Raw genomic sequence first — 14,241 nt, 5'->3', positions numbered from 1 at the left:
TGGACGTCAGCCAGGTGAAGGTCGACCTGGTCAACGACGGCAAGGCCCCGGTGGTCGAGGAGCGGATCGGCGAGCTGATCGCCGAGGTCGTGGGGACCGGTGCCTTAAGGGCCACCGACGACGTCCGAGAGAGCCCGCTCGTCGACGAGGCGGAACGGGGTGGTGGTGAGGTCGATGAGCGGGTTGACGCGTCGCAGGTGCAGGGAGGGCGGCAGGGTGCGGTGCTGGAGCGCCTTGATCACCTTGATCAGACCCGCGATCCCGGCCGCGGTCTCCAGGTGCCCGACGTTGGTCTTGACGCTGCCGAGGGCGCAGTAGCCGGTGCGGCCGTCGGCGCCCAGTTCGCGGAAGGCGTCGACGAGGCCGTTCACCTCGATCGGGTCGCCCAGCGCGGTGCCGGTGCCGTGGGCCTCGACGTAGGTGACGGTGTCGGCGGTGACGCCGGCGGCGCGGTGGGCGCGCACGATAACGTCGGTCTGCGCCTGCGGGTTGGGCGCGGTCAGGGAGTTGGCGCGGCCTCCGTGGTTGACGGCGGTGCCCCGGATGAGGGCGTGGACGTGGTCGCCGTCGGCGAGGGCACGGCCGAGTGGCTTGAGGAGCACGGCGGCGACGCCCTCACCGCGCACATAGCCGTCGGCGCGGTGGTCGAAGGTCTTGCAGCGGCCGTCGGGCGAGAGCATCCCGGACTTGCCGAAGGCGAGGTAGCCGGTCGGGGACAGGATGACGTTCACCCCGCCCGCCACGGCGGCCTCGCACTCCCCCGCGCGGATGGCCTGCACGGCCCGGTGCACGGCGGTCAGCGAGCTGGAGCAGGCGGTGTCGACGGGTTCGCTGGGGCCGTGCAGTCCGAGCAGGAAGGAGACCCGGTTGGCCAGGACGCTGTGCGCGTTGCCGGTGGCGGCCTGCCCGTCGATCTCCACGCCGCGGCCGATCAGCAACTGCGCGTACTCGGAGGAGCCGACGCCGACGAACACGCCGGTCCGGCTGCCTTCGAGGGAGGCCGGGTCGTGGCCCGCGTCCTCGATGGCGTGCCAGACCGCCTGGAGGAACAGCCGGTGCTGCGGGTCCATCGTGCGGGCCTCGCGGGGGGAGATCCGGAAGAAGTCCGCGTCGAAGCGGTCCACGCCGTCCAGGAACCCGCCCCAGCGCGACGGCACCCGCTGCGGGTCCTCGGCCGGGTCGCCGTGGATGTCCCGCCAGTCGAAGCGGTCCTGCGGCACGTCGTCGACCAGGTCCCGGCCCGCGACCAGGTTCGCCCAGTAGGCGTCGAGGTCCGGGGATCCCGGGAAACGGCCCGCCATACCGACGACGGCGATGGGCTCGTCGGCCGGTTCCGCGGCGGGCGGCGCCGGGGCGGTGTCGGCGGTTGCCGGTGCGGGCGGCGGCGGCACCGGCGCCCGTGCGGCCAGGGCCGCCACGAGCGAGGCGACGTCGGTGTGCGCGTACAGCTCGGGGGCGAGGACGCCCATGCCGAGCCGGTCGCTGAGCACCGACGCGAGTTCGGTGATGGTCACGGAGTCGAAGCCGAAGTCGCTCAGGTGCTCCTCGGGGCCGACCTCCTCGGTGGGCAGACCGAGGACGCCGCTGATGGCGGCGGCGACGATGTCGTAGACGTCGTCTGTGGGGGCGACGACGTGCGCGGCTTCAGACACCGGGGGCCTGATCGGCGCGGGCTGGGCCTCAGCCTGAGGCACGGGCTCGGGCTCGGCCTCCGGCAGCCAGTGCCGGTCGCGGGCGAACGGGTACCCCGGCAGGGAGATCACCCGGCCGGTGCCGTCGAGTTCCCGCCAGTCCACGGCCTCGCCGTCCGTCCAGCGCCGGGCGGCGGCGGCCCACGCGGGCGGCAGCGCGGCGAGGTCGGGAGCGGGCGCCGCGCCGCCGTTCGCCAACGTGCCCAGCCCGTGGGCCAGTTCGCGCACGTCACGCACGACCAGCACCGCCCGTGTCCGCAGCGGTTCGCGCCCCACCCGCAGGGTGTGGGCCACGTCCGCGAGAGCCGCGTCGGCGCCGGGCCCGCGCAGGAAGTCCCGCAAGCGGGCCGCGAGCCGGGCCAGTTCGGCGGGCCTGCGGGCGCTGAGCGGGACGAGCAGCGGCCCGTCGGTGTCCTGGGCGACCTCGGCGGGCGGCGGCGGGGCCGCCACGATCAGCTGGGCGTTGGCGCCGCCGACCCCGAAGGAGCTGACGACCGCGTGGCCCGTCGGCTCCCAGGGCTCGGCCCGGCGCACGAGGGCGAGCGGGGAGCCGTCCGCCGAGAACGCGGGGACGGGTGTGGTGACGTCGAGGGTCGGGGCGAGCTGTCCGGCCCGGAACTGGAGCAGCACCTTGGTGAGCTGGGCCATGCCGGACGCGGCTTCCAGGTGGCCGATGCCGGGCTTGAGGGAGCCGACGCGGACGGGCCCGCGCCCGGCGTCCCGGGCGGCGAAGACCTCGCGCAGCGCCTCGGCCTCGACCGCGTCGCCCACCGGGGCGCCGGTCGCGGCGGCCTCGACGTACTGGATGTCGTCCGGGCCGAGGTGGGCCCGGTGCAGGGCGCGGCGCAGCAGCGCGGCCTGCGCTCCGGCGTCGGGGGTGGTGTAGGTGTCGTCGCCCGCGGTGTGGTTGACGGCGGAGCCGACGATCAGGGCGTGTACGCGGTCGCCCGCGCGCAGCGCCTCGGGCAGCGGTTTGAGGACGACGACGCCGACGCCCTCGCCGGTGACCATGCCGCCGCCGTCCCGGTCGAAGGCGCGGGCGTGGCCGTCGTCGGAGAGCATCCGGGCGCGGGCCAGTTCCTCGTGGTGGGCGGGGTGCAGGATCAGGTTGACGCCGCCGACCACGGCGGCGCCGCAGTCGCCCCGGCGCAGGGACTCGCAGGCCAGGTGGAGGGCGGTGAGCGAGGACGAGCAGGCGGTGTCCACGGCGACGCTCGGCCCGGAGAAGCCGAAGCAGTGGGAGAGGCGGTTGGCGAGCGACCAGTGCGCGGAGCGGGCGTCGGGCCGCTCGCCCAGGGCGCGGCGGTCGGCCGCCAGCGCCTGGTAGGGGGTGTGCATGGCGCCGGTGAAGACGCCGACCCCGGCCCCGGACGCGTGGACGGCGTCGGTCTCCAGACGGGCCCTGGTCGTTCCCGCGTCCTCCAGTGCGGTCCAGGCCGTCTGGAGGAGCTGCCGCTCCTGGGGGTCCATGGCGGCGGCCTCGCGGGGCGAGATGCGGAACAGCAGCGGGTCGAAGCGGTCGACGTCGGTGAGGAAGGCGCCCCAGCGGACCCCGGCACCGCCCTGTCCTTCGGCGTGCCAGCGGTCGGCGGGGATCTCGCCGATGGCGCGCCGTCCGTCGCGCAGGTTGTCCCAGAAGGTCCACAGGTCGTCGGCGCCCGGGTAGCGCCCGGCGATACCGACGACGGCGACGGGGACCTCGTCGGACGGTTCCGGCCGGGGCCGGTCCGGCGTCGGCCGTACGACCGGGGCGGCGGGCGCGGGCACGGTGACGCCCTTGGCGAGCAGCAGGTCCGCCGCCTCGGTGAGGGTGAGGCCGGTGAGCGGCTCGTCGAGGACGACGCGCTGTCCGAGGTCCTTGCCCAGCGCCTCGGTGGCCTCCATGACCACCAGCGAGTCGACGCCGTAGTCCAGCAGCGGTGTGTGGGTCTCCAGTTCGGCCGCGTCGAGCTTGAGGCTCGCGGCGAAGCGGGTGCGCAGGCGGTCGACGAGCCAGGTGCGGCCGTCGTGGTCCTGGTCGACCGGCATGGTCGGGGCCTCCGTTACGGCGGTGGCGGGCGCGGGTTCCGGCTCCGGTGCCGGGTCGGCTCCGGTTTCCGGGTGGGCGCCCTGGGGGCGGATGGTGCCGCGTTCGGCGAGTACGAGGCTCTGGTCGGCGTCCGCGTCGGCGTCGCCGGTGGCGGACAGCGCCCGTATGCCGCGCAGCCCGGCCTCGGCAAGGAGCGCGCCCCAGTCGTCGGCGGCGAACAGCGGGGAGTACGGCAGCCGCAGCGCGCCGTCGCCGTACAGCCACCAGCCGTCGGTGAGGCCGAAGACGAGGGTGACGGCGTCCAGGACGGCGGTCGACTCGGTGACGGCGAGCAGGGCGCCGGGGCGCATCAGGGAGGCGACGTGGCGGAGGGTGGCGCGGATGTCGCCGGTGGCGTGCAGGACGTTGGCGGCGACGACGATGTCGTACCGCTCCCCGGCGAAGCCCTGTTCGGCGGGGTCCGCGGCGATGTCGAGGGTGCGGAAGACGGCCTCGGGGTGGTCGGCGCCGAGGCGTTCGGCGGTCTGGCGGACGAGGGCGGGTGAGATGTCGGTGCAGACGTAGGCGGGTGCTCCGCCCTCGCACTCCTGGAGGGCGGCGAGGAGGGGGCGGGTGGTGCCGCCGGTGCCCGCGCCGATCTCCAGGACGCTGACGGGGCGGCCGGGTTGGCGACGGCGCAGCTCCGTCACCCGGCGCACGACCGCGGCGGTGCACATGGCGTTGAAGTGCCGGGAGCGCGGGTCGTCGTGGTAGAGGGCGGCGATGCGGTGCTGGGAGCCGCCGGGGAAGAGGACCTCCAGGCCGCGGCGGCGGCCGGTGAGGACGTCGGGCAGGGCCGCCGCGCAGTCGGCGATCAGGTCCACGGTGGGCGCGCAGTGCGGGTGGTCGGCGACGAGCCGCTCGGTCAGCCGGGTGCGGTCGTCGGCGTCGGTCGGGGGGTACGGGTCGGTGGGGAAGCTGAGGCGGCCGTCGTCGTCCCGGAGGAGGCCGGGGCCGCGCAGCATGTCGAGCAGGGCCTCGAAGAGGCGCCGTTGGCCGGGGTCGACGCCCAGGTCGGCCGCGAGGGCGGACGGGATGCGGGCGGCGTCTGCGGAGCGGGGGGCGCCCATCCGGTGGAGGGCGGCGAGGACCTCCCGGCGGGCGAGGTCGTCCAGTCGGGCGAGGTAGCCGGGCGGTACGCAGGAGTCGCGCCGGGCCTCGGTGGCGCCCGCCACGGCCTCCCGTACCGCCTGTCCGTCGCCGGGGGCGTCGAGGGCGTCGGCGGGGGTGTCGCTGACGCCTTCGAGGGGCTGGTCGCCGGTGGTCTTCAGGACGGTGGCCTGGGTGAGCGGCGCGCCCAGCACCCGGCGGAACGCCTCGATGCCCTCCTCGTCGGTGAGCCCGGCCACACCGAGGCGGGCCACCCGGCGCCGGTAGTCCTCGGTGGCGACGGAGCCGCTGTCGCTCCACAGGCCCCAGTTGAGGAGCTTGACGGGGAGCCGGGTGCGGGCGGCCAGGTGGTGGGCGTAGGCGTCCTGGAAGGTGGAGGCCGCGCTGTAGTTGCCCTGTCCGGCGTTGGCGCGGTGGGAGACGGCGGACGAGAACAGCGCGAGGAAGTCGAGCGGTTCGCCCGCCAGGGCCTCGGCGAGGACGACGGTGCCATGGGTCTTGGCGTGCAGGGCGGCGCGGAAGGTCGCCTCGTCCATGCGGTGCAGCAGGCCGTCGGCGAGGGTGAAGGCGGCGTGCACGGCGCCGTTGACGGCGCCGAAGCGGGCGCGGACGCGGGTGAGCAGCGCGCCGACGGCGTCGCGGTCGGTGATGTCGGCCTGCTCGTAGACGGCCTCGCCGCCCGCGTCGCGCAGGTCGGACAGCAGGGTGCCGGGCAGCTCGGCGAGGGGGCGGCGGCCGACGAGGACGAGGCGGGCGGCGTAGGCGCGGGCGAGGTACCGGGCCACCGCCCGCCCCAGGCCGCCCGCGCCGCCGACCAGCAGGTAGGTGCCGCCGTGCCGCAGCGGCAGCCCGGCGTCGGGGACGTCGGGAAGGGTGACGGGGCGCAGCGTCTTGCCGAGGCGGATCCGGCCGCGCAGGGCGACCTCCCGGACGGGGAGGGCACCGGGTTCGGCCAGTACGGCGGCGGCGAGCCGGTCCAGTTCGGTGCCGCCATGGGCCAGGGCGCGGCGGTCCAGGTCGAGACAGCTCACGGAGACGGACGGCAGCTCACGGGCGAGGGACTTGGCGAGTCCGACCAGCGCCGCGGCGTACGGGTTGCGGGCCGGGACACCCTCGTCGGTCTGCTGGCTGTCGCTGGTGACGACGGTCAGCCGCAGTCCTTCCGGGCGCCGGGCGGCGAGCCGTCCCGCGAGCCGGTACAGGGCGAGGCAGCCCTGGTCGAGGGCGGTGTCGAGGTGGGCGAGGTCGTGGCTGCCGTAGCGGCGGTCGTCGATCCCGCCGAGGAAGTACAGCACGCTGTCGTCGTCCAGCGCCTCGACGGCGGGGCCCACATGCCGGTACGCGTCCGCCGTGTCGAGGCGCAGCACCCGGGCGCGGGGCGAGCGTGCGGCCAGCGCCTGACCGAGGCCGAGGTCACGGGCGGTGGTGAGGATCAGGGTGTGGCCGGTGTGCGGGGCCGGTGCGGGGGTGGGGGTGTCCAGGACCTCCCAGGCGGTGCGCAGGTGACGCACGGCGGGGGTCCCGGGGCGTGCGGGGGTCGCGTCGGCGCGGGCGGCGGCGGTGTCGGCGCGGGCCGCGGGCGCCTCGGCGCGGGTGGCGGTTGTCTCCGCACGGACGCCAGATGCCCCCGCACGGTCGGTGGTGGTCTCCTCCCGGACGGCCGTCGCCACGGCGCGTGCGGCGACGGTCCCGGACCGGGCGGCGACGGTCCCGGCGCGGGCGGCGGCAGTGTCGGCGCGGACGCCAGTTGCCCCCGCACGAGCGGTGCCGGTCTCCTCCCGGACGGCCGTCGCCACGGCGCGTGCGGCGACGGTCCCGGACCGGGTGGCGGTGGGCTCGGGGTGGGCCGTGGGGCGGGCCGCGCGCAGGTCGTGGAAGGCCGCTACCGGTACGCCGTGGGGGTCCGTCAGTGTCACGTCGGCGCGGGCCGTGCCGCGTTCGGGGTCGTGGTCCAGGAGCCGCACGTGCACATGGCGGGCGTCGGCGAGGCGGCCGGTCAGTGCCACGCGGGCCACGGACGCCGGGAGGAACGGCGCGGTGCCTTCGGCCGGTTCGGGGAGCACGCCGTGCAGGGCGTGCAGGGCGCCGTCCAGGGTGCCCGCGTCCACCGCCCAGTCGGGTGCGGCCGTGCCGGGCGCCGGTGTCAGCTCGCCCAGGGCCTCGCCGCCGGGGCCGCTGTGGACGGCCGCGAGCCGCCGGAAGAGGGGGCCGTAGGCGAGGCCGGCGTGCTCGGCGCGGTCGGTGTAGAAGGCGGGGCCGTCGTGGCGGGTGGCGCAGCGGGCGCGGATGGCGTCGAGGTCGAGGGCTGGGGGCCGTTCGGCGGGGTCGGGGCCGGGATGGAGGGTGCCGGTGGAGCAGGGCCGTCCGTCGCGGACGCCGATCGTGTAGTCGAGCGCGCCGTCCGCGGCGGCGGTGAGGGCGACGCGGACCGTGGTGCCGCCGTCGGGTATCTCGACGGGCGTCCGCCACCGTACGTCGGTGATCTCCCGTACCCCGCCGCGTTCCAGCCCTTCAACGGCGGCGACGGCCAGCTGGAGCTGGACCACTCCGGCGAGCAGGGCGCGCCCCTGGACGACGTGGTCGGCCACGATCCGGTCGTCCCGGGCGAGGTCGGCCTCGTGGACCAGTCCCTCGAGGGTCGGTACGACACGGTGGAGCGGTCCGGGGCGTCCGGCGCCGGGCGCGAGGGGCGGGGTGGTGGCGACCCAGTGCCGGTCGCCGGCGAACGGGTACGTGGGCAGAGGCACGCGCCGGGCGCCGTCGTGGGCGCCGGTCCAGTCGACGGTGGCGCCGCGGGTCCACAGCCGGGCGAGCGTGCCGAGGTCGCGGGCGGCGAGCAGTGCGCGGGTGCGGGCCGGGTCGGCGGGGGGCTCGGCGGTGGGGTCGACGCGTCCGGTGACCAGGCCCGGGGCGGCGCCGGTGGTGAGGAACTCGCCCAGCCGGTCGTGGAGTTCGGCCGGGGTGCGGGCGGTGACGGCGAGTCTGCTGTCGAGTTCGTCGCGGCCGGTGGCCAGGGTGTGGGCGAGGTCGCGCAGGGCGGGCGCGGGGCCGGATTCCAGGTGCCGGTGCAGCCGTCGTACGACTTCGCGGAGGCGTTCGTCCGTCTTCGCGGACAGGACGACCAGCTGTTCGGTGTCCGGCCCGGCCACCGGGTCGGGGTGGGGGGTGTCCGGGGGTTCCTCCAGGATCACATGGCCGTTGGCGCCGCCCGCGCCGAAGGAGCTGACGGCGGCGCGGCGCGGGAGGTCCGGGCGCAGCCGCTCCCAGGCGGCGAGGCCGCGTTGCAGGACGAACGGCGACGTCGAGAAGTCGATCTTCGGGTTGGGTTCGTCGGCGTGCAGGGTGGGCGCGAGCCGCCGGTGGGCGAACTGGAGCAGCACCTTGGTGATGCCCGCGACGCCCGCCGCCGACTCGGCGTGCCCGATGTTGGACTTGGCGGAGCCGATCGCGCAGTAGCCGACGCGGTCGGTGTGCTCGGCGAAGGCCCGCCGCAGTCCCTCGATCTCGATGGGGTCGCCGAGCGCGGTGCCGGTGCCGTGCGCCTCGACGTAGCCGATGGTGTCGGCGGTGACCCCGGCGTCGCGCAGGGCGGCCGAGATGACCTGGGCGTGGGAGCGGGGCGAGGGCACGGTGTAGCCGTTGGTGCGGCCGCCGTGGTTGAGGCTGGTGGCGAGGATGACGCCGTGGATGTGGTCGCCGTCGGCGCGGGCCGCCGACAGCGGCTTGAGGATCAGCGCGCCCGCGCCCTCGCTGGGCACGAACCCGTCGCCGCCCGCGCCGAACGCCCGGCAGCGGCCGTCGGTGGACAGCAGCCGCATGTCCGCGAGCACGCCGTACTTGATGGGGTGGGTCTGGATGTGCGCGCCCCCGGCGATGGCCATCGCGCACTCGCCGCGCCGCAGCGACTCCACGGCCAGGTGCAGCGCGGTCAGCGAGGACGAGCAGGCGGTGTCGACGACGAGGCTGGGGCCGTGCGCGTCGAGGAGGTAGGAGAGCCGGTTGGCGATGGAGAAGTCCATCGACAGGGCGATGACCCGGTGGCCGCGGCCCCACTCCTCGGCGCCGATCAGCTTGTACGAGGTGGCGGTGGCGCCGACGAACACGCCCACGGCGTGCTGCTCGCCGCGCCGGGTGCGCTCGTGCAGCAGCCGTCGTGAGTAGCCCGCGTCCTCCAGCGCCGACCAGGCCACCTCGAGGAAGACCCGTTCGGTGGGGTCGGCGCGCTCGGCGTCGCGGGGCGAGATGTTGAAGTAGCGGGCGTCGAACCGGTCGGCGTCCTCGATGAACCCGCCCCACTTGGCGTACACCGTGCCCGCGCCGCGCTCGCCGGGGACGTAGTAGCGGGAGTGGTCCCAGCGGTCGGCCGGGACCTCGGTGACGGCGTCCTCGCCGTCGCGCAGGGTGCGCCAGAAGGCGTCGAGGTCACGGCCGCCGGGGTAGCGTCCGGCGACGCCGATGACGGCGATGGGTTCGTCGGTGGGTGCCGCCGCCGGGGTGCCGCGCGGGCGGTCGGGCTCGGCGGTGCGGGCCACGGTGGTCGTGCCCGGGGCGAGGAGGGCGCGCAGGGTGCCGGTGTGCTCGGCGGCGAGGTGGTGGGCGAGTTCGCCGACGGTGCGGTACTCGAAGAGGAGGGTGGCGGGCAGCGGGCCCAGGCGGTCCTCCAGGACGGTGTGGATCTTCTTGATGAGGACGGAGTCCACGCCGACGGTGGACAGTTCCTGGTCGGCGCGGAGCCGGCCCTCGGGCAGCCGGAGGATGTCGCCGACGAGGGCGAGCAGGTACCGCTCGACGGCCGGGGCGAAGTCGCCGCCGGCAGGCTCCTGCCGGGTCTCCTCCGTCCGTTCGGCCAGGTGCCGTGTCACGTAGGCGCGGACCCGGTCGGCGTCGCCGTGGACCGCGTACACCTCGGGCCGTCCCGTCGCGAGGGCGGCGGCGATGGTGTCCAGGAGGGCGTCGGCGGGCAGCGCCGTCATGCCCTGGAGGTCGTGGACGGCCCGCTTGTCCCGCTCGCTGAGGTCCATGCCGCCGCCCTCGGTCAGCGGCAGCGCGAGCGCTACGGTGGTGCCGCGCCGGCCGGCGGCCTGCGCGCGGGCGGCGGCGAGGGCGCCGAGGGCGCGGTTGGCGGCGGCGTAGTCGCTCTGTCCGGGGCCGCCCGTGTAGGCGGCGACGGAGGAGAGCAGCACGAACGACTCCAGCGGCTCGGCCGCGGTGACCTCGTCCAGGACGGCGGCGCCGGTGATCTTCGGCGCGAGCACCCGGCGTACCGTCTCCGGTTCCTTGTTGACCAGGTAGGCATCCTCGTTGACGCCCGCCGCGTGCAGTACGCCGGTCAGCGGCCCGAACTCCTCGTGGGCCCGCGCCACGGCACGCTCCACGTCGGCGTGCCGGGTGACGTCACCCTGGACGTACACGGCGGCGCCGCCCGCCTCGCGCAGCCGGTCGAGGAGCCGTTCGACGCGCTCCGTCGGCGCGGAGCGGCCGAGCAGGACCAGCCGCGCCGCGTGCCGCCGGGCGAGGAGCAGGGCGACATGGGCGCCGAGGCCGCCCGCGCCGCCGGTGACCAGGTGGACGCCGCCGTCGCGCCACGGCCGGCCGGCGGCGGGCTCCAGGGGGGTGAGCGTCCTGGTGGCGCGCCCGCCGGGTCCGTGGCGGACCTGGCGGGAGCCCGGGGCCGGCAGGGACAGTTCGGCGGCGGCGAGTTCCAGCGGTGTACGGCCGCCGCCGTCCCCGGCGGCATCGGCGCTGTGTACGGCGACGGCGTGGACGCGGCGGTCCTCCTGGGCGGCGATCTGGCACAGCCCGCCCAGGGCGTCGGCCGTCACCCGCTGCCCGGGTCCGGCCGTGAGCACGGCGAGCGCGACCGGCTGCCGGGAGTCGTCCTCGACGACCGTTCTCAGCAACGCGAACGCGGCGTCGAGCGCGGCGGCGCCGGACGCCTCGCGGACGTCGAACACGACCCCGGCGCCACCGCCGACCGCGCGCCAGGCCCCGCGCCAGTCGACGGGGGCGTCCGCCGGGACCACGAACCGGCCCTGGCCGTCCGGGGCCTGAGGGCCTGCGCCCGGGCGCAGGACGAGGACGCGGGGGTCGGCGGGACCGGTGTGCGGGACGGGTGCGGGCGGCGTCCAGGTGGCCTCGTACCAGACGGTGGCCGGCTCCTCGGCGGTGAGGCGGCGCAGCAGCGCCGCGGCCTGCCGGGCGTCCAGCTCGCCGCGGCTCACCCGTGCCAGGATCTCTCGTTTGGCGTCTTGCAGACCGGTTCTCATCGATGGCCCCCGTCCCCGAGCACGAGCATGTCGTCGACCTCTTCGACCGACCTGGCACCGTCGCGCAGGTCGTTGAGCAGTTGCAGCAGTTCCTCGTCGTCGTCCGGCGACGCGGGGGCCGTGGCACCCGGTGGCTCGTCGGCCCAGTGGCGGGTGGGCTCGAACGGGTAGCCGGGCAGGGGGACCCGGCGGGGTGCCGGGTCCGTGCCGTCCGGGTGCCGGTCGGGCAGGTCGCCGCCCGCCACCCAGTGCCGGGCCAGCGCCCGGGGGTCGTCCGTCGTGGGCGGCGGGCCGGACGCGGGGCGTCCGGTCGCCTCGCCGTGCAGGACCCCGGGGCGGTCGAAGGCGCCGTCCGCGCAGGAGCGCAGCCGGTCCAGGAGTTCGCCGGTGTCGGCGGCCAGCACGGCGAGCCGCCACGGCATCGGGTCCCGGCCCGCCCGCAGGGTGAACGCCAGGTCGTCGAGCGGCAGGTCGGGCTCGCCGTCCGTACGGCGGGCCGTCAGCCGGGCGGCGAGCCGGGCGGCCGTGGCGCGCAGCGCGGGCTCGGTGCGGGCGGAGAGGACGATCAGGCGGGGGCCGCCGGTGTCCGGCCGCGGCGGGCGCGGCGGCGGGATGAACTCCTCCAGCACCACATGGGCGTTGGTGCCGCCGAAGCCGAGCGAGGTGACGCCCGCCCGGCGCGGGATCTCCGTACCGGTGCCGTCGGTGAGCCGGGGCCACGGGCGGCGCTCGGCGACCACCTCGAACGGGCTGCCCTCCAGCTCCAGCAGCGGGTTCGGCGCGTGGAAGTTGATGCTCGGCGGGAGCTCGCCGTGGCGCATGGCGAGCAGGGTCTTCACGGTGCCGATGAGTCCGGCGGCGGCCTCCAGGTGTCCGACGTTGGACTTGACGCTGCCCAGACCGCACCAGGGCGTCACCGGTTCGTTCTCGGGGCGGCCCAGGAGGTCGGCGTAGGCCTTGCGCAGCGCACGGACCTCGATGGGGTCGCCGACGTGGGTGGCGGTGCCGTGCGCCTCGATGTAGGTGACGGTACGCGGGTCCACACCGGCCCGCCGGTGGACGGCCGCGATCAGCTCGGCCTGGGCGACCGGGTTGGGCACGGTCATCGAGGTGACCCGGCCGCCGTGGCCCACACCGCTGCCCCGGACCACGCCGTGCACGGTGTCGCCGTCGGCCAGCGCCCGGGACAGCGGCTTGAGGTACAGGGCGCCCACGCCCTCGCCGCGCACCATGCCGTTCGCCGCGCTGTCGAACGGGCGGCACACGCCGTCCGGCGACATGACGCCGAGCTGGCCGAGCGCCACGAAGAGGCGGGCGCCCAGGTTGAGGTGGACGCCGCCGACGATCGCCGCGCCGCACTCTCCGTCCTGGATGGCGCGGACGGCCCGGTGCAGTGCGCTCAGCGAGCTGGAGCAGGCGGTGTCCACGGTCTCGCTCGGGCCGTGCAGGCCCAGTTGGTAGGAGATCCGGTTGGACAGGATGCAGTGGCCGACGCCGAGGCTGGCGTGCGCCTCGCGGTCCCGGCCGATGCGGATGAGGTGCTCGTCGTAGTCGTGCGAGGTGGCGCCGACGAAGACGCCGGTGTCGGTGCCCTTGAGGCCGCCCGGGCGGTGCCCCGCGTCCTCCAGGGCCCACCAGGCGCAGTGCAGCAGCAGCCGCTGCTGGGGGTCCATGAGCCCGGCCTCCAGCGGGGAGATGCCGAAGAACTCCGCGTCGAACTCGTCGACGCCGTCGATGAAGGCGCCCCAGCGGGTGTCGGTCTTCCCGGCTTCGCGTTGCGGGTCGCCGTAGACGGGCCGCCAGTCGAAGCGGTCCGGCGGGATCTCGGTGACGAGGTCGGCGCCCTCGCGCAGCCGCCGCCACAGGGTGTCGCAGTCGGGGGCGCCCGGGAAGATCCCGGCCATGCCGACGATGGCCACGGGGTCGTCAGGGGCGGGTGCGGGATTCGTTGGGGCAGGCCGCTCCTGCTCCTCGGGGGCTGGTGAGGGGGCCGGTGCGGGGGCCGGTGAGGTGGTCATCGTCGCCGTCACCGCCTCACAGGCGGCGGGTGTGTTCTCCAGCAGGTAGGCGGCCAGTTCCGCCACCGTCCGGCACTCGTACAGCAGCACCTTCGGCAGCGCCCCGAACGTGCCCTCCATGCTGCGGACGAGCTGGATGGCCCCGAGGGAGTCGAGACCGTACGTCGCGAAGGGGGTGGTGTCGTCGACGGTCTCCGCCGGGATGGACAGGAACTCCGCGAACTCCTGGCGCAGATGGCGTGCCAGGGCCGTGGGCGTGTCCTCCGCGACGGGAGCGGGAGGCGCGGTGGGGGCGGGCTCTGCGGGTGACGCCGCCGGACGTTCCAGCGCCGCGACGTCCGTGCCGGACGTGCCCGGGGCCGCCCGGCCCACCAGCACGCACTGGTCGGCCTCGGACTCGTCGACGTCGTCGGCGCCGAACACCCACACCGGTTCGAAGCCGCCTGCGGCCAGCACGCGCCGCCAGCCCGCCGCGTCCAGCAGCGGGGAGCCGGGCAGCCGTCCGTCCTGCGGCGGCTTCCAGCCGGGCACCATGCCGAACATCAGGGTCAGGTAGTCCAGGGCCCGGGTCAGCTCGTTGAGCGCGAACAGGCCGCCGTCGGTGAGCAGTCGGCGGATCCGGGCGACCGAGTCGGCGACGACCCGGGTGACATGGACGACGTTGGTGGCTACCACGGCGTCGAAGAAGCCGGGTTCGAAGCCCTGCCCGGCCGGGTCCGCCTCCAGGTCGAACGCCGCGTACCGCACCGCCGTACGGACTCCGGCAAGGCGTTTGCGGGCGATGCGGAAGAACGCGGGCGACACGTCGGTGAAGTAGTAGGTCACGGCGTCCTCGGGCAGGCCGAGGGCGTCGAGCCGGCGCAGGACGCGCTCGGTGGTGGCGCCGGAGCCCGCGCCGATCTCCAGGACCCGCAGCGGCTCGCCGGGGCGGCGGGCGTGCTGTGCGCCCAGGTGTGTCGCGACGGCGCGGGCGATCAGGTCGTTGAAGTGGTTGGCGATGCCGGTGTTGCCGTAGACGCGGGCGATGCCCTGGTCGTCGCCGTCGTCGGGGAAGTACAGCTCCAGCGGGTTCACCCGGTCGGCGAGGA

General features: G+C 76.0%; 2 protein-coding genes and 1 pseudogene (1 of these 3 only partly in view). 1 reads left to right on the top strand and 2 read right to left on the bottom strand.

Going from position 1 to position 14,241, the window contains the following annotated elements; genetic code table 11:
• Window positions 1-134: pseudogene (locus KBY47_RS32260) on the top strand (GDP-mannose dehydrogenase); the annotation flags it as partial.
• Here KBY47_RS32260 and KBY47_RS37110 read toward each other — a convergent pair.
• Entirely contained in the window at window positions 105-11,135 is an 11,031-nt protein-coding gene (locus KBY47_RS37110; protein WP_282108469.1) for an SDR family NAD(P)-dependent oxidoreductase, read from the bottom strand. The pseudogene KBY47_RS32260 and the gene KBY47_RS37110 sit on opposite strands and share 30 nt — an antisense overlap.
• Window positions 11,132-14,241, bottom strand: the 3' end of a protein-coding gene (locus tag KBY47_RS32250; RefSeq protein WP_210927484.1) for an SDR family NAD(P)-dependent oxidoreductase. 9,043 nt of this gene lie beyond the right edge of the window; only the last 3,110 of its 12,153 coding nucleotides appear in the window; the start codon falls outside the window, past its right edge; the stop codon is at window positions 11,132-11,134. Before KBY47_RS32250 ends, KBY47_RS37110 begins: the two co-directional genes overlap by 4 nt.

Origin of the sequence: Streptomyces sp. B93 (genome assembly GCF_018070565.1) — a bacterium.
GTDB lineage: Bacteria > Actinomycetota > Actinomycetes > Streptomycetales > Streptomycetaceae > Streptomyces.
Note: the sequence above shows the minus strand (reverse complement) of the source record. Positions and strands in the feature narration are given on the sequence as shown.

Excerpts from the sequence above, each read along its gene's own strand:
- KBY47_RS37110 (WP_282108469.1), bottom strand. The coding sequence starts at position 11,135 with ATGAGAACCGGTCTGCAAGACGCCAAACGAGAGATCCTGGCACGGGTG.